Below are 20,382 nucleotides of genomic sequence, written 5' to 3'. Positions count from 1 at the left end.
CACCCCCAGAGCGGGAAACGGGCATCCGCTACGGGCGCGTATCGATCCTCTCGCTGGTCAGCGAAGTCGAATTCGGCCTCAACTCAGGCAAAAGCAAACATGATTGAAGGCCATTCGGGCTTTTTCTCGGCCTTCGCGGGCATGTAGAACTCTCCGCACGATCGGCGTCACACTGCGTACGGGGCCGACCGACCACACCCCCACGCAGGGCCGCGCAAGTTTCAAGGCTAGGAGAGCTCTGTGTTCAAGTCCCGGTTCGAGTCCGGATGCAGAGGAAGGACGGTAAGGGTGGTGACGGCGGCGGCCGTCACGGCGGGTCTGCTTACGGGGTGCAGCTCGCAGGACGACGCTCCGCCGGAGAAGAAGTCCATCAGAGTCCTGATGGTCGACAATCCGCAGATGCTGGAGCTGAAGAAGCTCACCGCCGAGCACTTCACCAAGCGGACGGGCATCAAGGTCAGCTTCACCACGCTTCCCGAGAACGAGGTCCGCAAGGAGGTCCACTCGGACTTCGCCACCCAGTCCGGGCGCTACGACGTCGCGACCATCAGCAACTTCGAGACGCGCGACTTCGCCGCCCACGGCTGGCTGAGGCCGCTGGACTCCTTCATCACCCGCGACCGTTCCTTCGACCAGAGCGACATCCTGCTGCCGATGCAGCTCTCCCTCAGCGGCGCGGACGGCAAGGTCTACGCGGAGCCCTTCTACGGCGAGTCCTCGTTCCTGATGTACCGCAAGGACGTCTTCGAAGACCTCGGCCTGAAGATGCCGAAGAAGCCCACGTGGGGACAGGTAGCGGAACTGGCCGAGCGCGCGGACCGCCCCGAGAAGGGCATGAGCGGCATCTGCCTGCGGGGCCAGCCGGGCTGGGGAGAGATGACGGCACCGCTGACCACGGTCGTGAACACCTTCGGCGGCACCTGGTTCGACAAGAACTGGAACGCGAAGCTCACCGACCCGGCCTTCGCCGACGCCGCGCAGTTCTACGTCGATCTCGTGCGCGACCACGGGGAGGACGCCCCCGAGAAGGCCGGATACGCGGGCTGCCTGCGCAACATGAAACGCGGCAAATCGGCGATGTGGTACGACGCGACGGCGGGCGCCGGCCCTCTGGAGGCCGACGGGTCACCCGTCAAGGGCAAGATCGGATACGTACCGGCGCCGATAGAGGAGACCAGTTCCTCGGGATGGCTCTACACCTGGGCGTGGGGCATCCAGAAGGCGTCGAAACAGCCGCGTTCCGCATGGGAGTTCATGTCGTGGGCGTCGAGCAAGGAGTACGAGGAGCTGGTGGGCCGTGAGATCGGCTGGGCCAACGTCCCCGCCGGGAAACGGCAGTCGACGTTCAAACAGCCCGCGTACAAGGAGGCGGCGGGCGCCTTCGACGACGCGACGGAGAAGGCGATACTCGAGGCCGACCCGCGTAAGCCCGGAGTGCAGAAGCGGCCGACCCTCGGCATCCAGTTCGTCGGGATACCGGAGTTCACGGGCCTCGGTGACAGCGTCTCGCAGGAGCTGAGCGCAGCCATCAAGGGGGAGCAGTCCGTGGGCTCGGCGCTGCGCAAGTCGCAGCTGGAGGCACAGCGGATCGGGGCGAAGTACAAGAGGCGCTGACGCGGCGAACCGCCGGCGCAGGGATGCGCCGGCGTACGGGGAGCGCCGAAGCACGAGCTCCGATCTGCAACGGCCCCGGAGTACGGGCCCGTTCGGCGGGGCCGCCCACGGCTCACCAGTCGTGGACGGTCCCGTCGGCGAGGCGGTTGACGGGCAGATAGGCAGGCTCGTAGGGGAAGCGGGCCGCCGCGTCCAAGTCCAGTTCCACACCGAGCCCCGGGTTCTCCGACGGATGCAGAAGCCCCTCCTCGAACGTGTAGGACGTACGGAAGACCTCCAGGGTCGTGGCGGAGTGGCGCATGTACTCCTGGATGCCGAAGTTGTGCACGGCCAGGTCGAGATGGAGCGCGGCGGCCATCCCCACGGGTGAGATGTCGGTCGGCCCGTGCATGCCGGAGCGGATGCCGTAGACGGCGGCGAGGTCCAGCAGCTTCTTCATCGCGGTGACGCCGCCGGTGTGGGTGACCGCCGAGCGCACGTAGTCGATGAGCCGCTCGCTCAGCAACGTGGTGTAGTCGTGCACGGAGTTGAAGACCTCGCCGATGGCGAGCGGCGTCGTGGTGTGCTGACGGATCAGACGCAGTGCGGCCTGGTCCTCGCCGGGCGTGACGTCCTCCAGCCAGAACAGGTCGTAGGGCTCCAGGGACTTGCCGAGCTTCGCCGCCTGGATCGGCGTCATCCTGTGGTGCCCGTCGTGCAGCAGCGGCAGTTCGGGCCCGAACTCCTCCCGTACGGCCTCGAACACCCTCGGCACATGGCGCAGATAGGCGCGCGTGTCCCAGGTCTCCTCCACGGGGAGGGCGGGGCCGCCGGTGGTGCGGCGGGCCGGTTCGTAGTCGTAGCGCTCGCCGGAACCGGCGCTGGAGGCGGCCACTCCGTAGACCGAGTCGAGGCCGGGGACGCCGGTCTGCACCCGGATCGCCCGGTAGCCGTCTTCGAGGTGCGCCCTTACGGAGTCGAGGAGTTCGGGGATGTCGCGTCCCGAGGCGTGTCCGTAGGCGAGGGCGCCACGACGGCTGGCGCCGCCGAGAAGCTGGTACAGCGGCATGCCTGCCGCCTTCGCCTTGATGTCCCACAGGGCCATGTCGACGGCGGCGATCGCGGCCATGGTGACCGGGCCGCGGCGCCAGTAGGCCCCCCGGTAGAGGTACTGCCATGTGTCCTCGATGTTGCGGGCGTCCCGGCCCTCCAGCAGCGGCGCCACGTGGTCGCGCAGATACGACGCGACCGCCAGCTCCCGGCCGTTCAAGGTGGCGTCGCCGAGGCCGGTGACGCCGTCGGCGGTCACCACACGCAGGGTGACGAAATTGCGGCCCGGACTGGTGACGACCGTCTCCGCGGACTCGATCCTCATCTGGCGCTGTTCCTCTCTCGTCACGGTCCCGTCGGGGCCGCCCTTCCCGCGGCTTCCCGGCCACGGCCGCCGCGGCACGGTGCACCCCGCTGGGCGGGGCCCGTGGGTCCGATGCGTACGGCCCGTCGCTCATCACGGCCAATGTGCTCGGTACGGCCTGTGCTCAGTACGGCCCTGTGCTCAGTACGGCCCTGTGCTCACGGTGCCATCTCCGCGACGACGACTCCGAAGGGGGGCAGCTCGAATTCACGCAGGTCCGCGCCGTCGAGCCCGATGAGCCTCGCTGAGGCGGCACCGCCGGTGAGCACCGGCCGGGCCGTCAGCGGCGCGTCGTGCTGGCTCACGAACCACACATAGCCACGGCCGTCCTCGTGCTCCATCCGCGCCGTCATCACCCTGGGGTCTGCCGTGGACACCTCCGGTGCGGCGCCTGCCTCGGCCGCGAGCGCGGCATACAGCCGCCACGTGGGCTCCGGGTTGACGCGCGGCGTACGGGCAGCCATGTGCTCCACGGGATATGTGCACAGCACGAACGCGCCCTCGCCGGTACGGCGCACCAGCAGCGCAGGGCGGCCGTGTTCGTCGGTGGCGACGACCTCGGCGCCGTCCGCCTCGACGGGCAGGTAGGAACGCGAGTTCTCCGTGCCTTCGACGGGGAAGACCAGCTCCTCGCCCTCGGCGATGCCGCCGAAGTCCCGCCGGAAGACCATGCGCAGCTCGTCGCCCTCGATCGGGTCGGCCAGCCCGTAGCGAAGCTGCTTGCGCACCCCGAAGGTCTCGTCGAGCTTCGGCCACCACGCACCGCGCTGATGGGCGTGCTCACCCGCGAAGTACGAGGCGTAGACCGTGGCGCCCGATTCCGCCAGCGCCCGCAGCCGCGTCCAGCCGGGCGCGGTGAGCTGCTTCGCCGAGGGCAGCAGATACAGGGCGCAGTCGTCGGGCAGCCCGTCGGCCTCCCTCGCCAGTCCCACTCCCAGATCGGCCTCGCGTGCCGCGACATAAGCCTGGCGGGTGTTGACGGCGACGCTGGTGCGGTCGTCGGCCTGTGTGAAGGGATACATCCTCTCCAGGAACGACGAGACGACGATCGCCGTGCGTGCCGGCGGCCGGTGCAGCCGGGCCGCGTCGGTGCGGCGCAGCACCTCCGTGAAGCGCTTGACCTCGCGAAGCTGCTCCTTGGGGCGGCCCTCGCTGTCGGTGATGCCGAAGTGCATCTCGAACGGGTGGTGGCTGTAGGGCTCCTGATCCTCCAGCGCGTCGTAGTCGGTGTTGTTCCAGGCGATCCAGCCGGTGGCTCCGGCGAGCAGGGAGTTGTGGAGGATCTGCCGGTAGTAGTGGGCGGCGTTCTCCTCCGAGACGTAGTCGGAGGTCAGCCCGAACTCCTCCAGGATCACGGGCTTTCCGCCGATGTCGAGCAGCTCGCAGACGAAGGCCGCGCCCAGGTGCTGGCGTACGGCGTCGGTCTCCATGTTGTAGACGTGCGGCCCGTGGAAGTCGACGAGGGGCGCCAGATCACGGACGCGGAAGCCGTTGTCCGCTCCCGAGGTCTCCACGCCCCAGGCTCCGTCGCCGATGGACACCGGCTGGGTCGCCCCTGCCGAACGGACAGCGCCCACAAGGGTTTTCGCCCACGCCGTGACGGTGGCCGCGTCAAGCGTGCCGATACCGCGCGAGGGCCAGTCGGCGTAGATGGGCATCTCGTTCGTCAGCAGCCAGCCCGCGACGGCAGGGTGGTCCTTCCAGCGTGCGGTCGTCTCCCTCACGTACCACTCCTGCTGGGCGACGAACGAGGCGTCCGCGAAGACGTCGCGGCCGTCGCGCCAGGCCGGGTCCCAGTTCTGCCCGGACATATGGCCGACCAGGAAGGTGGGGACGGTGTGCATGCCGAGGGCGGCGTGCCGCTCCAGGAAGTCGTCGTAGCGCTCCAGCATCGCCTGGTCCAGAGAGTTCTCCTCCGGCATGAAGTCCGGCCAGTAGAGGAAGCTGCGGGTGAGGGTGATGCCGTGGTCGCGCATCGTGCGCAACTCCTCGTCGACGACCGCGGCGTCGTAGTGACGCCACATCAGCGGACCGCCCGTACGGGACCAGTAGTTGACGCCGATCCACAGCAGCGGGGAACCGTCGGGGCTGAGGAGTTTCGCGGAGTGGCGCTGCATGCCCTGCCCTTCCTCGTACGAGGCGGCCCGAGCGCCGCCGCTACGGAGATCCACCCTCCGCCGCGGAGGCGATCAAGGGCAAGGGGCGAGTGCGTGGGGCAGGCCCCGTAAGGTCCGAGGACGCAGGGCCTGCCGCGTCACCGCGTCACTTCCCCGGCGACAGCTTCGCCACGGCGCTGTCCTCGTCTATGGAGGTGAACTCGACGGTGACGCCGTTCATTCGGAGCTTGCCCTTGGTCTTGCCGAGGCGTCCGCTGCACGAGCCGTTGGTACAGGAAGTGGAGGAGACCTCCGCGCCGTTCGCCGCCATCGAGACTCGTCCGCCGCTGAAGAGCGCCGTCCATGTGATCACGTGGCCCTTGACGCTCTCGACGGTGAACTCGTCGATGCCGTACGAGCCGCGCGGGTGCAGCTCGTCGCCCGCCGACAGCTCCACCTCGCACTTCGCGTCGTCGCAGGCGCCGAGGTCCTTGCCGTCGGCTGCCCCGCCGGTGCCCTTCTCCGCTGCCTTGCCGCCCTCGTCCTCGCCGGGACCCTCGTCCGGGCCCCGCTCGCCGTCCTTCTCGCCGTCAGGCGCCGACGAACCGTTCTTGCCCCCGGGCGACTCGGACGACTGCGCCTCCTTCGAGGTCCGCGGCGAGGCCTTGCGCGCGTCGCTGTCCCCGTCGTCGTCCGCGCAGCCGGTCGCGCCCGCGAGCAGGACGAGAGTCAGCAGCGGCGCACGGAACAGCGCCCTCGTGGAACGTCCCCCGCACACACCGGTCATGCTCTGCTCCCCCGTGAATCCGGCGACGGGCACTGGTCCGCCCGCGCCTTCCAACAGCCTTCGTGCCAACGCGGAACAGTATGCCGGACATGACTGACATCGCGGCCCTGCGAAGCCTGCCGCCGGCGGCGTTCGGTCGGCCGCATGCTGCCGGACCGCGTACCGTCAGCGGCCTGCCCCCGGCGGCTCGGTACCGTCAGCGGGCCTGCCCGGCGCCTCGCGGTCGTCGGACCGCCCGTCAGGCGCTGATGCGCATCTCGAACCACGTCGTCTTGCCGCGCGGCAGCAGATCGACCCCCCAGCGGTCGGAGAGAGTGTCGACGAGGAACAGCCCGCGCCCGCTGGTGTCCAGACCGTGCACGGGCAGCAGGCACGGCAGACCGCGCGAAGGGTCTCGCACCTCGACTCTGATCCAGCCGCGGCGGCGCATCATGCGCAGCCCGAAGACCAGCGCGCCGGTGTGCCGTACGGCGTTGCCGACGAGTTCGGACACGAGCAGGACCGCCTCGTCCGTGACCGGGCCCGGCAGGGACCAGTGCGACTCGAGTACGGTACGGGCGAGCCGGCGGGGCGCATCTCGCCGACTCGGGACGGTTGGGCAGACGTACTTCACCGATCGTCGGGTCGCCGACGAGATCGAGAACACCGCCGGAGACGTCGTCGCTCGCCGGTTCGCCCGGGACTTCTGGCATCCGCTCGCTCACGCTCGCCACTTCTCCCTGTCCCGCCATGGCCACCATCATGGCGCGAGCAGGGGAATCGTGTGGCCGTTCAACCAGATCCCGGTGCACGGGGCAACTCGCGCGGCGCGCCGCGCCGTTGGGCGCCGTCGGCGCTTCCGCGTGCGCACACCGGCCCTGACCTGCTACAGCATCCCGGGTGCACGTCCGTAAGGCCATGCCGGGCAGTATGAGGCACATCCGGACTTCTGACGGGATCATCCCCTACAAGATGGGACGCGGGAGGACGGTGCGCATCGCGCCGCCCTCCCGCCACGCCTGCCTGAGCCGCGGAGCGCCGGGGCCCGACTGCCCACCGCTCAGGCGAACTTCGCCTTGCCCGGCCCCTCCTCGACGAAGCTGCGCATGCCCGTGGCGCGGTCCTCCGTAGCGAACAGGCCCGCGAACCAGTTGCGTTCGACCGCGAGGCCGGTGTCGATGTCCGTCTCCAGGCCGGCGTCGACGGACTCCTTGGCCGCACGCAGCGCGATCGCCGGGCCCTTGGCCAGCCGCTCCGCCCACGCCCGCGACTCCTCGTAGACCTGTTCGTCGGGCACGACCCGGTCGACCAGGCCCATCTCCAGCGCCTCCGGGGCCTTGACCTGACGCCCGGTGAAGATCATGTCCTTGGCCTTCGACGGCCCGACGAGCCGTGCGAGCCGCTGGGTGCCGCCCGCTCCGGGGATCAGCCCCAGCAGGATCTCCGGCTGGCCCAGCTTGGCGCCCTCCCCCGCGACCCGGATGTCCGCGCAGAGCGCCAACTCGCAGCCCCCGCCCAGCGCGTAGCCGGTGACGGCGGCGACCACGGGCTTGGGGATGCGTGCCACGGCGGTGAAGGAGTCCTGGAGCGCCTTGGAGCGCTTCACCATGGCCGCGTGGTCCATGGCCTGCATCTCCTTGATGTCCGCTCCGGCGGCGAACACCTTCTCGCCTCCGTAGATCACGACGGCCCGCACGTCGTCGCGTTCCGTGGCCTCCTCGGCGAGTCCACGCAGCCGGTCCTGGGTGGCGACGTCCAGCGCGTTCATCGGGGGACGGTCCAGGCGGATCGTGCCGACGCCCTCGGCGACTTCGAGATTCACAGTCATGGGGGAAGGTTAACGGGCGTTATGCCCGCGGCCGATGGTGCCGGCTTACGACGTCCTCGGCACATGGGACGCAGGGGGCTGAAGTACGGGGCCGACGCACCGTATCGGCAGTACGGACCGGCAGTTCGGGACCGGCAGTACGTACCGCACTGCGCGGGGCCCGCCGCAGCGGACCCCGCCGAACTCCGTGCAGAACGAGCGAGTTCAGGCAGGCCCGGCAGCGGGCCCCGCCCCCACGAGCGCTACTTCTGCGGCGCCTTCCACTCGTCCCAGTCCATGTTCCAGCCGTTGAGGCCGTTGTCCGGCTGGATCGTCTTGTCCTTGGAGTTCTTGATCTCGACGACGTCGCCGATGATCGACTCCCTGAAGAACCAGGCGCCCGGCGTGCTCTTGTCGCCGCCGCCCCTCTTGTCGAAGAGCCCGACGCAGCCGTGGCTGGCGTTGACCGTCCCGAACTGTCCCTGCGTCAGCCAGTAGTTGCCGTGTATGAAGGTCCCGGAGGTCGACAGCCGCATGGCGTGCGGCACGTCCTTGATGTCGTAGCCGCCTGCTTCCTCGTCACGTCCGAAGCCCACGGTGTTGCCGTCCATGCGCGTCTCCTTGTGACGCTCACTGATCACCATGCGGCCGTTGTACGTGGGGTGTTCGGGGCTTCCGGAGCTGATGTCGACCTTCTTCAGCGTCTTGCCGTCGCGCTTCACGGTCATCTTCTTCGTCTTCGCGTCGACGACGCTGACCTGGCTGCGGCCGATGGTGAAGCCCACCGACTTGTCCTGCTCACCGTAGACGCCGTCGTAGCCCTCCACGCCGTCGAGGTCGAGGTCGAGCTTCACCTTCGTACCGGACTCCCAGTACTCCTCGGGCCGGAAGTCGAGGCGGTTGTTGCCGAACCAGTGGCCCTCGACGTCGACCTCCGGATCGGCGGTGACGGAGATGGCCTTCTCCACTGCCTCGCGGTCCTCGATGGCGTGGTTGAAGTTGATCGAGACGGGCATTCCCACGCCCACCTTGTCGCCGTCCTCGGGGGTGAAGCGGCCTATGAAGGTGCTGTCGGGGGTGAGGGTGGTGAACCGTGCCCGCTTGGTGGCCTTGAGGCCGTGGGTGTCCTTGGCGTGTGCCTCGACGGTGTACTTCGTCTTCGTCGTCAGGTGCTTCGCGGGCTTCCAGGTCCTGCCGCCGTCGGCGAGTTCACCCTCGACGGCCTTGCCGTCCTCGTCCTTGACGTCGACCTTGACCAGCTTGCCCTTTTCCGCGGTGACCTTCAGGGCGTCCTCTGTGCCGACGCCGTCGGCGCCGTCCTTGGGTGATATCTCCACCACGGCACGGGACTTCTCGGGCTTCTCCTGGGCGCCCGCGCCGCCGGCTCCGCCCGCGCCGCCGCACGTCGTGAGCGTCAGCAGCAGCACCAGCCCGATGACGACGAGGCCGACGGCGGACCCGCCTATGACCTGAGCTCTGCCGTCCCCCTGGACCGCACCCCGCACACCTTGTACGGCCCCCTGCACGGCCCCCCGTATCGCCTCAGGGTTGAGCTTTCCCTTGGCTTCCCTGGCGACGGTCTTCAGATCCACAGCGGGCTACTCCCCTCGCACGGCTGCAAGCACCATCGGGCGGCCCCCGAAACCGAAAATACGACTGTGCAGGCGCTAGGTAATCACACCGAGATGGAGATGGAATCCCCGAGAGTGTCACCGTTCCGTCGCGATTTCTTTCCCCGCGTGAGGGGCGTCAATCACCGGGCCGCGAGACCGCGCACGGCTCTCCGCGCGCCGGGTCAGCTCGCCGGGCGCAGCGCGGAGCCCGCCCTCCACGCCTGCCACGACATGTTCCAGCCGCTCAGGCCGTTGCCGGGTGCGACCGTACGCTCCCCGGAGTTTTTCACGGTGACCACGTCGCCCGTGAGGGAGTCGCGGAAGAACGCACCGGCCGGGCTGCCCGGGTCGCCCCCCTTCCTGTCGCGCAGCCCGATGCATCCATGGCTGACGTTCTCCTTGCCGAACGTCCGCTTCGGGGCCCAGTAGTTGCCGTGCAGGAAGGTGCCGCTGTCGGTGAGGCGCATCGCGTGCGGCACGTCGTCGATGTCGTATTCGCCGCCGAATCCGACGGTCCGTGCGTTCATGCGCGTCACTTCGAACTTCTGGCTGATGACCATGTCCCCCGAGTACGTCGGGTTCTTCGCCGAGCCCGTGGTGACGGGAACGCTGCCTACGATCTGGCCGTCGCGCGTCACCGTCATCGTGTGCCGTCGCGCGTCGACCACGCTGCGCTGGTCCCGTCCGACGGTGAAGTGGACGCGCTTGCGCTGCACCCCGTAGACGCCGGGGGCGCCGCGCACGCCGCGCAGCCGGAGGTCCAGCGTGACGCGGGTGCCCGGCTCCCAGAACTCCTCGGGGCGGAAGTCCAGCCGGGTGGCGCCGAACCAGTGCGGCGCCACCTTCACGGGCGGGGACGCCGAGACGTGGATGCCGCGCTCGACCGCGGCGCGCTCGGTGATCCGGCGGTTGAAGCGGATCGAGAGGATCATGCCGGTGCCCACGGTCTGCCGGTGCTCGGGCGTGAAGAAGCCGATGAAGCGGCGCGGCTGCGCTTTGGTGGTGAAGCTGGTGTGCCGCGCGGCACGACGGCCCTCGTCGTCGAGCGCGACGACGTCGACCCGGTACTCGCTGCCGAGTTCGAGCCTGCGGGCAGGCGCCGAGGGGCGCCAGGTGCGCCCGTCGGGGGTGATGCTGCCGGGGACCGTGTGGCCCGCGCCCCGGCTTCTGCGGGTGACCCGCACCTTGTCCAGGCGGCCCTCGGTCGCGGTGATGCGCAGAGTGTCGTCCTTCGTCACGTCCCTGCTGCCGTCCCTCGGCAGCACCTCGATGAGCTGTGCCGGCGTCTGGGGTTCGACCATCGTGCCGCAGCCGGCGAGAAGAGCGCCGACCGCGCACAGCACCGCCCACGAGCACTTCAGCATCGTGCGTCTCACCGGCAGGCCTTTCCGGCCCGCCTGTCCCGTCCGCCCCACCCGATCCATGTCCGTACTCCCCGTGAAGCTCGTCCGTACGGAGACCAACGACCCGCCGCCGGTGGGGAAACGAATCGGTCACGCACGGTGCTGGAGATATGCCGTACTGGAAGCATCGCGGGCCGACGAGCGACGTGCGAGCACCGACTCGGGACGAAAAAAGCAGATGAAGGACGCAACCACCCGACCGTAGTCTCGGCCCGGTGACGACCGGGGCGGGGACGTACAGCGAAGCGGACGGGGACGCAGGCGGCGGCACGGACGGCGAAACGGGCGGCAGTACCGACGGCGGGGGGAACGCAGGCGCCGACCGCAGGGCGAGCGCCGGTACCGGCTGCGGGACGAACGACGGGACGAGCCGCGAGGCGTTGCCCGGTGACGAGGGCCGTTCCGCGGTGCGTTCGCTGCTGCGGCTGTGGCCCTACGTAAGACCGGTGCGGGTGCGGATGTTCGGCGCGGCGCTGGTCGCCGTGCTCGCCTCGTGCACCGGGCTCGTCATCCCGCTCGTACTGAAGTGGCTCGTCGACGGGCCGGTCGCCGACCGCGACACCGCGGGAGTCTGGGCGGGCGGTGCGCTGCTGCTGGGCGTCGGGGTCCTGGAGGCGGGGCTGTTCGCGCTGCGGCGGTGGCTGAGCGCGCGTCCGCTCGCGGGCGTGGAGGCGGCCATGAGGGCCGACTTCTACCAACATCTCCAGCGGCTTCCGGTCTCCTTCCACGACCGCTGGCCGAGCGGGCAGCTCCTCTCCCGGGCGACGACGGACCTCGAACTGCTGCGCAGATTCCTGTCGTTCGGAGTGACCTTCCTGCTGGTGAACGCGGTGACGGTGCTCGCGGGCTGCGTCATTCTCCTCTCGCAGCGCTGGACCCTGGCGCTCGTGGTCCTCGGGCCTTTCGTTCCGCTGGTGTGGCTGTGCACCGTCTTCGAGAACCGCTACGCACGTGCCGCGCGCCGGGCGCAGGACCAGATCGGGGACCTGACGACGCTCGTCGAGGAGGCCGTGCTCGGCATCCGCGTCATCAAGGGCTTCGGACGGCACCGCAGTCAGGCGCGGGCGTTCCGCGCGCTGTCGGGCAGGCTGCTCGGCACGGAACTGGCCAAGGCACGGCTGCTCGCCCGCATCTGGGCGGTGATCATGCTGCTGCCGGAACTGGCCATCGGGGCCGCGCTGGTGCTCGGCACATTGCAGGTGGCGGAGGGCGGGCTCTCCGCGGGCACTCTCGTGGCCTTCCTCTCCACGGCGCTGGCGCTGCGCTGGCCCGTGGAGTCGACCGGGTTCCTGCTGGCGTTGAGCAACGAGGCGGCGACGGCGACCGAGCGCTTCTTCGAGGTGCTCGACGAGCCGCTGCCGCCGGACGTGCTGCGGGAGGCGGGCACGGGCACGGATACGGGTACGGGCCCCGCGCGGGTGCCGGGGCCTGCCGGGCGCCCGTCCGCTGGTGCGCCCTCGGGCGGCCGTAGGAGCGGCCACGGCGACGGGCTGCGCTTCAGCGGCGTCGTCTTCCGCTACCCCGACTCCCCCGTGGAGGACCCGCCCGTACTCGACGGCGTCGATCTGCACGTACGTACCGGGGAGACGATGGCTCTCGTCGGCGCCACGGGCAGCGGCAAGACGACGCTGACGGCGCTCGTGCCGAGGCTGCACGAGGTGACGGCGGGCCGGATCACCCTGGACGGCGAGGACGTCGGGGCCATGCGCCGTGCCGAGCTACGGGCCAGGGTCGCGGTGGCGTTCGAGGAGCCGACGCTGTTCTCCGCGAGCGTGGCGGAGAACGTACTCATGGGCGCGGACGCGGAGTTGAACCCCGAGGCGGGTCCCGAGCCGAACCCCGGGCCGGGTCCCGGACCGGGCCCGGATTCGAGGGGCGGACCGGACGGGGCCGCGGCGCCGGACGAGGCATCGGACGCGGACGGCGGGTCCGTGCCGTTGCCCGGACCGCGGGCGAACGGCGACGCGACAGCCACGCAAGCCGCACTCGACCGCGCGCTGCGCGTCTCGCAGGCCCACGAATTCGTAGCCGCCCTGCCGCACGGCGCCCGTACCCAGGTCGGGGAACAGGGCCTCAGCCTCTCCGGCGGCCAGCGCCAGCGACTCGCCCTGGCGCGTGCGGTCGTGGCACGGCCGCCCTTTCTCGTACTGGACGATCCGCTCTCCGCACTGGATGTTCACACGGAGGCCGCGGTCGAGGCGGCGCTCCGCGAGGTGCTGGCGTCGACCACGGCGCTCGTGGTGGCGCACCGGTCGTCGACCGTGCTGCTGGCGGACCGTGTGGCGCTGCTGTCCGGTGGACGCATCGCCGCCGTCGGCACGCACCAGGAACTGCTGGAGTCCAGCGCCCAGTACCGCCGCCTGATGTCCGGCAGCGACCAGCCCGCGAAGGAGGGGAGTTGACCAGCACGGCCGAAGCCCCAGGGGGCAGCACCCCCGCCGAACCGTCCCGGCAGTCGGGCAAGTACCGGCTGTCGGCCAAGTCCCGGCAGCCGGGCGGAACACAGCAGCCGAGCCGTACCTCGCAGCCCGGCCTGCCCGGTCAGAGCGGCCGCCCCGATCCCGCGCGACTGCCGGACGGGGCCGACCCGTTCGACGGCGACGTGCTGCCCGCACCGCCCCATGCCGCGCGCACCCTGCTCGCCTCGCTGCTGCGCCCGCACCGTGCGCGCGTCGCCGCGACCGCGCTGCTGCTCCTCCTCCAGCAGGCCGCAGTGCAGGCGGGCCCGCTGCTCGTGGCGTTCGCCATCGACCAGGCAGTGCCCGCGCTGCGCGGCGGGGGCGGCCAGGCACCCGACCAGGGTCCGCTGATCGCGGTCGGACTCGCCTATCTGGTCTGCGCGACTGCTTCGGGCGGCCTCCAGTACGCGTTCATCGTCGCCGCCGCCCGCGTCAACCAGCGCGTGCTGCTCGATCTGCGCGGGCGGATCTACCGTCACGCGCAGGCACTCGACGTCGACTTCCACGACCGCTACACCTCGGGCCGGCTCATCTCCCGTTCCACCACGGACGTGGCCTCGCTGCGCGAACTCCTCGACGAGGGGCTCCAGGAGCTGCTGGCCGTCATCGTCTCCGTCGTGTACATCGTGATCACTCTGCTCTGGCTGGACCCCGGTCTCGGTGCCGCGGCACTGGCGAGCTTCGTACCGCTGGCGCTGCTCGTACGCGGCTTCCAGCGCCGTTCGAAGCGCGTCTACCGCGGCAAGTCGACCGCGATGGCGGCCGTCATCGTCAAGTTCACGGAGACAGTGGGCGGAATCCGCGCGGTGCAGGCGTTCCGCCGCGAGCGCGCCAACGACGGCGCGTTCGCCCGGCTCAACGGCCGCCACTGGAAGATGAACGGGGACTCGCTGCTGGAGATGGCCCGCTACGTCGTCAACTCGCGGGTGACGGCGAACAGCGCGGTCGCCGCGATCGTGCTGTGGGGCGCCTACCGGGTGGCCGACGGCGACCTGGCCCTCGGCGTGCTCGCCGCCGCCGCGCTCTATCTGCGCAGGCTCTACGAGCCGATCGACCACCTCGGCATGTTCCTCAACTCCTATCAGTCCGCGGCCGCTTCACTGGAGAAGATCGCCGGTCTGCTCGCCCAGCGGCCGTCCGTGCCGGAACCGTCCGCGCCCGGCGGCCTCCCGCCGCGCCGCGAACGGCAGCCGGGCCGCGAAGTCGTCTTCGACGCGGTCTCGTTCGGCTACCGCACGGGCGGCGAGGTGCTGCCGTCCTTCCAACTGACGCTGCACGCGGGGCAGACCGTGGCGCTCGTCGGCGCCACCGGCGCGGGCAAGTCCACGCTCGTGAAGCTGCTGGCCCGCTTCTACGACCCTACGAGCGGACGCGTGCTGCTCGACGGCGTCGACCTCCGCGATCTGGCCGGGCCCGAACTGCGGCGCAATGTGGTGATGGTGACCCAGGAGGCGTTCCTCTTCTCGGGCACCGTCGCCGAGAACATCGCCATCGGCCGTCCCGACGCCACCCGCGAGCAGATCGAGGGTGCCGCCAAGGCCCTGGGCGCGCACGAGTTCATCGCCGCGCTCCCCGAGGGGTACGACACCGACGTACGCAAGCGGGGCGGCCGCATCTCGGCGGGGCAGCGCCAACTCGTGGCGTTCGCCCGCGCGTTGCTGGCCGATCCCGCGGTGCTGATCCTCGACGAGGCCACCTCGTCGCTGGACATTCCAGGCGAACAGGCCGTGCAGCAGGCGATGTCGACGGTGCTGCGCGACCGTACGGCCGTCGTCATCGCACACCGGCTCTCCACGGTGGAGATCGCCGACCGCGTACTGGTGATGGACCACGGCCGACTGGTGGAAGACGGCACTCCGGCCCAACTGACCGCCGGCGAGGGAAGATTCGCAGATCTTCACAGTGCGTGGCGGGAGAGCCTGGCCTAGACGGCACCTTTACGGACCGTACCGCCGCGACCTGGGAGATTTCCCAACTCGCCTTTCATGACTGTCCGTTATCCGGAGAAGAAGCTCTCCGCAACGGACAAATCTTGGTCAAGCCGTGAACACTCTCTGACGGAAGCGGTGACATTCACGAGTACCCGACAGTAGGCTGAGGCGGTCGTGCATTCGCACGATGAACAACACTTCGCATTCTGTTCCACAGTTCTGCACGGGCAGCGGCAAGTTCGCGGCTGCCCGGCCCCCACGGCAGAAGGAGCCACCGAGTGAGATCCCTCAGCAAGAAGCAGCGGATATCCGCCCTTGCAGCCACAGCCGCGCTCGTCGTTGCCGGCGTCACCGCCGGTACGGCCACCGCCGGTCCCTCGGAGAAGGAGTCGACCGCGAAGGCCGGCGCTCAGCCCGCCGCCATGAGCGCGGTCCAGAAGACCCAGCTCATCAAGAAGGCCGACTCCGCCGAGGCGAAGGCCGCGGACGCCAAGGCTCTCGGCCTCGGCTCCAAGGAGAAGCTCCAGGTCAGCGACGTCATCAAGAACCAGGACGGCTCGACCCACGTCCGCTACGAGCGCACGTACGACGGCATGCCGGTCCTCGGCGGCGACCTGGTCGTCCACAAGTCCAAGTCCGGCAAGCAGACCGGCGTCACCAAGAACACCAAGGCCGACATCAAGGTCTCCACCGAGGGTGTCAGCGCCGCCGAGAAGCCGGCCACCCCGAAGGCGAAGGGCAGCAAGGCCCCCCGCAAGGTCGTCTACGCCAGCTCAGGCAAGCCCGTGCTCGCCTGGGAGACGGTCAAGGGTGGCACCCAGAAGTCCGGCGCCCCGAGCCAGCTCCACGTCATCACCGACGCCAAGACCGGCAAGAAGCTCAACCAGTACCAGGCCATCCAGGAGGCCGACGGCACCGGCGCCAGCCAGTACTCCGGCGAGGTCAAGCTCACCACCGACGGTTCGGACGGCAACTTCACGCTGACCGACAAGTCCCGTGGCAGCAGCAAGACCACGAACCTGGAGAACAGCGAGAGCGGTGACGGCAAGGAGTTCACCGACAAGGACAACAAGTGGGGCACCGGCAAGCCCGAAGACGCCCAGACCGCGGCCGTCGACGCTCACTACGGCGGCATGCAGACCTGGGACTTCTACAAGGAGGTCTTCAAGCGCGAAGGCATCGCGGGTGACGGCAAGGGTGCGCCCAGCCGCGTCCACTACGGCGACAACTACGTCAACGCCTTCTGGGACGACTCCTGCTTCTGCATGACGTACGGCGACGGCGAGGGCAACAAGGCCCCGCTCACCTCGCTGGACGTCGCGGCCCACGAGATGTCGCACGGCGTCACCTCCACGACCGCGAAGCTCGAGTACGCGGGCGAGTCCGGCGGTCTCAACGAGGCCACCTCGGACATCTTCGCCGCGGCCGTCGAGTTCCACGCTCCGGAGAACAAGGAGGACGTGGGCGACTTCCTCGTCGGCGAGGAGATCGACATCAACGGCGACGGCACCCCGCTGCGCTACATGGACAAGCCCAGCAAGGACGGCAACTCGCTCGACGAGTGGAGCGACAAGGCCGGCGACGTGGACGTGCACTACTCGTCCGGCATCGCCAACCACTGGTTCTTCCTGATGTCCATGGGCAGCGGCAAGTCCGAGAAGAACGGCGTGAAGTACGACTCGCCGACCTCCGACGGCTCCACGGTCAAGGGCATCGGCATCACCAAGGCCCAGCAGATCTGGTTCAAGGCGCTGACCGAGAACATGACCTCCAACACGGACTACAAGGCAGCCCGTGAGGCCACGGTCAAGGCGTCCAACGACCTCTTCGGCAAGGACAGCACCGAGACCAAGACGGTCGAGGCCGCCTGGACGGCCGTGGCGGTCAAGTGACCTCATGACCGTTTCGGCGGGCCGTAGGGCATAGCCGAAGCAGCAGGTCCGGCAAGGGCCTGCGGTCCCCTGGCACACCGGCGGGGCGGGCACCGTGCGCGATTCGGCGCACGGCACCCGCCCCGCCGTCATGTTCCGCGTCATGTCCTACGGCATGTCATCCGCCGCGGCAGGTCATGTCCGCCTGTGTGCCCGGCAGTCGTTCACCCGGAGACGTCCCCGGGGTCCGACGGCACGGCCGCCAGGCCGAGTTCGGCACCCGACGCGAGGGAGCGGTGCGCGGGCAGCACCCGCACCGTGTATCCGAACGGGCCCGCGCTGCCCGGCGTGACGGTCCCCTCGTACATCCAGCTCCCGTCGAGGTCGGGGCCGCCGCCCGCTGTCGTGACGGGTTTGAGCGGGACCCTCGTGACGTCGCCGCCGACGATGCGGTCCGTACCGTCGACGGGGCCCGCCACCGCCTGCACCTCCACGTCCTCCGGGGACAGCCCGCCGAGGGCGACCCGTGCACGCAGCGTCAGATCCGCACCGAGCCACAGCCCGGCGGGGCCGCGTCCCCCGTCGTCGGCCCCGGTGTCGTCGCCGCCAGGACTCCCATGCGCGGCAGGCCCTTCCTGCGTCCCGTGCTCCACCGGCTCGACGGACACCGACGGCCAGGCGGCACGCACCCTCGCCTTCCAGGCGCCCAGTTCGCGTGCCGCCGCCTCGTCGCTCAGCTCGCGGTGCGAGCGCGCGGCCGGCGCGTACAGCCGCTCCACGTACTCGCGCACCATCCGCTCCGCCTGCACCCTGGGGCCGAGCCGGGCGAGGGTCCTGCGCACCATCTCCACCCAGCGGACGGGTACTTCGCCGGCGCCGCGCTCGTAGAAGCAGGGCGCCACCTCGTCCTCGAGCAGCGCGTAGAGCGCTGACGCCTCGACGTGGTCCCTGCGGTCCTCGTCGCCGGCGGCGTCACCGTCGGCGCTGGGCACGGCCCAGCCGAAGTCCGCGTCGAACCACTCGTCCCACCAGCCGTCCCGCACCGAGAGGTTGAGGCAGCCGTTGAGCGCGGCCTTCATTCCGCTGGTGCCGCACGCCTCCAACGGCCGCAGCGGATTGTTCAGCCACACGTCGCAGCCCGGGTAGAGCGTCTGCGCCATGTCCATCCCGTAGTCGGGGAGGAAGACGATGCGGTGGCGTACGCGCGGATCGTCGGCGAAGCCCACCAGCTCCTGGATCAGCCGCTTGCCGCCCTCGTCCGCGGGATGCGCCTTTCCGGCCACCACGATCTGCACCGGGCGCTCCGGGTGCAGCAGCAGCCGGGTGAGCCGTTCCGGGTCGCGCAGCATGAGGGTCAGCCGCTTGTACGACGGCACACGCCGCGCGAACCCGATGGTCAGCACGTCCGGGTCGAACACCCCGTCCGTCCAGTCGAGTTCGGCGTCCGCGGCGCCGCGCTCCCGCCAGGAGGCACGCAGCCGCTTCCTCACGTCTCGTACGAGCTGCTCGCGCAGCGTGCGGCGCAGTGCCCACAGTTCGCCGTCGGGCAGCGTGTCCGCGTCGGCGGGCATGCGGGGCGAGCGCCAGGTGGGCGCGTGCACACCGTTGGTCACGGAGGTGATGGGCACCTCGGCAGGGTCGAAGCCCGGCCAGAGCCCCGCGAACATGGTGCGGCTGACGTCGCCGTGCAGGGTGCTCACGCCGTTGGCGCGCTGCGCCAGCCGCAGGCCCATCACCGCCATGTTGAACAGGCCGGGGTCGCCGCCCGGGTAGCTCTCGGCGCCGAGACGTAGCACGTCGTCCACGGCGACGCCCTCCAGTTCGCCTTCGTCGCCGAAGTGGGAGGCGATCAGGGACGTCTCGAAGCGGTCGATCCCGGCGGGCACGGGCGTGTGCGTGGTGAAGAGGTTGCCCGCCCGTACGGACTCCAGCGCGGCGTCGAACTCCAGCCCGCGCTCGCCCAGTTCGCGGATGCGCTCCAGCCCGAGGAACCCGGCGTGGCCCTCGTTGGTGTGGAATACCTCCGGCTCGGGGTGCCCGGTGCGGCGGCAGTACGCGCGTACGGCACGCACACCGCCGATGCCCAGCAGCATCTCCTGGAGCAGCCGGTGCTCGCCCCCGCCGCCGTAGAGCCGGTCGGTGACGTGGCGTTCGGCCTCGGCGTTGGCCCGCACCGCGGAGTCGAGCAGCAGCAGCGGCACGCGTCCGACCCGCGCCTGCCAGACGTGCGCGTGCAGCGAACGGCCGACGGGCAGCCGCAGGGTGATCGTCACCGGCATTCCGTCCGCTTCGCGCAGAAGCCGCAACGGCAGCTCGGCCGGATCGATCTCGGGGTAGTCCTCGCGCTGTGCGCCGTCACGGGAGAGGCTCTGCCGGAAGTAGCCGTGCCTGTAGAGCAGTCCGACGCCGATCAGCGGAACGCCCAGGTCTCCGGCGGCCTTGAGGTGGTCGCCGGCGAGGATGCCGAGACCGCCGGAGTACTGCGGCAGCGCGCCGGTGATGCCGAACTCCGGAGAGAAGTAGGCGACTGCCCGCGGGAGATCGGCGGAGGTGTCCGCCGCCTCCCGCTGGTACCAGCGGGGTTCGTTGAGTGCGTCGTGCAGGTCGCCTTCGGCGACGGCGAGCCGCCGCAGAAAGGCCCTGTCGGAAGCGAGCTGAGCGAGCTTCGAGGGCGGCAGCGCACAGAGCATGCGCAGCGGATCGCCGCCCGCGTCCCGCCAGGCGCCCGGCGCCAGATCGCGGAAGAAGCGGCGGGTCGGCGGATGCCATGACCAGCGCAGATTGTGCGCCAGTTCGCTCAGGGGACGTAGGGGTTCGGGGAGTACGGGATGCACGGAGAAACGACGAATGGCCTTCACACCACGACCGTAACGGGACATACGTACGCATTGCGGCAATGGCCGGTCTCATCCTCTATGTCCACCCGGTTCGTCGGCCTGACGTCGCGCCGGATCGCCCGACCCCCCGTCAGCCGGGCGCTGGGCCCGACCCGGCTACGGCGCCGACGCGGTCCCGAACTCGGCCCGGAAACCGCCCAGTCGCCGTCACATCCGTCACATTCCTTCGGCAACTCCGCTCGTCACAGGCCCGGGTCGGAATGCCCAGCTCCACCCCCTCGACCGCGCTCCGCCTCTCCTCCTAAGCTTCGTGACCTCAGTACAGGGGGCACGACTTCTGCACGTACCACCTGCGTCTTACGCACACGCGACGCGGACGCCCGGGGCGTGCGGAGAGCACGGAGGTGAGCGGAGAGCAACGGTGCGGGCCGCGAAGGCGCGGCCCAGGGCACGCTCGCTCCCCGTCGGGGTGAAGTGTGACGGCGCGGTCTGCGGCGGGTTCCTGACCAGTTCCCGGTACCGCCTGCGCCGCTGGAACGGTGTTCCGGTCATTCCGCACGCATTCCAGTCCCGACCCGCGTACGCAATCGGT

The 20,382-nt window shown here is 70.1% G+C and carries 11 protein-coding genes and 1 pseudogene; 4 read left to right on the top strand and 8 right to left on the bottom strand.

Annotated elements, in window-relative coordinates; genetic code table 11:
* Positions 1-240: 240 nt before the first annotated feature.
* Positions 241-1,614, top strand: a complete 1,374-nt coding sequence (locus MMA15_RS20775) for an ABC transporter substrate-binding protein (protein WP_372498279.1) — start codon at positions 241-243, stop codon at positions 1,612-1,614.
* 112 nt (positions 1,615-1,726) lie between these two features.
* Here MMA15_RS20775 and manD read toward each other — a convergent pair whose 3' ends face one another.
* The 7 genes and pseudogenes from manD to MMA15_RS20740 all read right to left on the bottom strand — a co-directional run bounded on the left by manD (position 1,727) and on the right by MMA15_RS20740 (position 10,713).
* Positions 1,727-2,968, bottom strand: coding sequence for a D-mannonate dehydratase ManD (gene manD / locus MMA15_RS20770; protein WP_241061642.1), 1,242 nt, complete (start codon positions 2,966-2,968; stop codon positions 1,727-1,729).
* Between the two features lie 197 nt (positions 2,969-3,165).
* Entirely contained in the window at positions 3,166-5,124 is a 1,959-nt protein-coding gene (locus MMA15_RS20765) for a cellulase family glycosylhydrolase (protein WP_241061641.1), read from the bottom strand.
* 145 nt (positions 5,125-5,269) lie between these two features.
* Positions 5,270-5,959, bottom strand: coding sequence for a hypothetical protein (locus MMA15_RS20760; protein WP_241061640.1), 690 nt, complete (start codon positions 5,957-5,959; stop codon positions 5,270-5,272).
* 169 nt (positions 5,960-6,128) lie between these two features.
* A pseudogene (locus tag MMA15_RS20755) lies at positions 6,129-6,582 on the bottom strand (ATP-binding protein).
* Between the two features lie 347 nt (positions 6,583-6,929).
* Entirely contained in the window at positions 6,930-7,697 is a 768-nt protein-coding gene (locus MMA15_RS20750; protein WP_241061639.1) for an enoyl-CoA hydratase/isomerase family protein, read from the bottom strand.
* Between the two features lie 242 nt (positions 7,698-7,939).
* Positions 7,940-9,214, bottom strand: coding sequence for a L,D-transpeptidase (locus MMA15_RS20745; RefSeq protein ID WP_372498364.1), 1,275 nt, complete (start codon positions 9,212-9,214; stop codon positions 7,940-7,942).
* Positions 9,215-9,471: 257 nt separating this feature from the next.
* On the bottom strand, positions 9,472-10,713 hold the full coding sequence (locus MMA15_RS20740; RefSeq protein WP_241061638.1) for a L,D-transpeptidase: 1,242 nt from the start codon (positions 10,711-10,713) through the stop codon (positions 9,472-9,474).
* Positions 10,714-11,072: 359 nt separating this feature from the next.
* Between MMA15_RS20740 and MMA15_RS20735 the strand changes: the two genes are divergently transcribed.
* The 3 genes from MMA15_RS20735 to MMA15_RS20725 all read left to right on the top strand — a co-directional run bounded on the left by MMA15_RS20735 (position 11,073) and on the right by MMA15_RS20725 (position 16,974).
* The gene (locus tag MMA15_RS20735; RefSeq protein WP_241063331.1) at positions 11,073-13,094 is read left to right on the top strand and encodes an ABC transporter ATP-binding protein; all 2,022 of its coding nucleotides are present in this window, start codon (positions 11,073-11,075) and stop codon (positions 13,092-13,094) included.
* Positions 13,095-13,225: 131 nt separating this feature from the next.
* Positions 13,226-15,079: an ABC transporter ATP-binding protein gene (locus tag MMA15_RS20730; protein ID WP_241063330.1), complete on the top strand. Its 1,854-nt coding sequence runs from the start codon at positions 13,226-13,228 to the stop codon at positions 15,077-15,079.
* A gap of 281 nt (positions 15,080-15,360) precedes the next feature.
* Positions 15,361-16,974, top strand: coding sequence for a M4 family metallopeptidase (locus MMA15_RS20725; protein ID WP_241061637.1), 1,614 nt, complete (start codon positions 15,361-15,363; stop codon positions 16,972-16,974).
* 203 nt (positions 16,975-17,177) lie between these two features.
* Here MMA15_RS20725 and glgP read toward each other — a convergent pair whose 3' ends face one another.
* The gene (glgP, locus tag MMA15_RS20720) at positions 17,178-19,811 is read right to left on the bottom strand and encodes an alpha-glucan family phosphorylase (protein WP_241061636.1); all 2,634 of its coding nucleotides are present in this window, start codon (positions 19,809-19,811) and stop codon (positions 17,178-17,180) included.
* Positions 19,812-20,382: the final 571 nt, after the last annotated feature.

This window comes from Streptomyces marispadix, assembly GCF_022524345.1.
Lineage (GTDB): Bacteria > Actinomycetota > Actinomycetes > Streptomycetales > Streptomycetaceae > Streptomyces > Streptomyces marispadix.
This window is presented reverse-complemented; position numbering and strand designations above follow the sequence as displayed.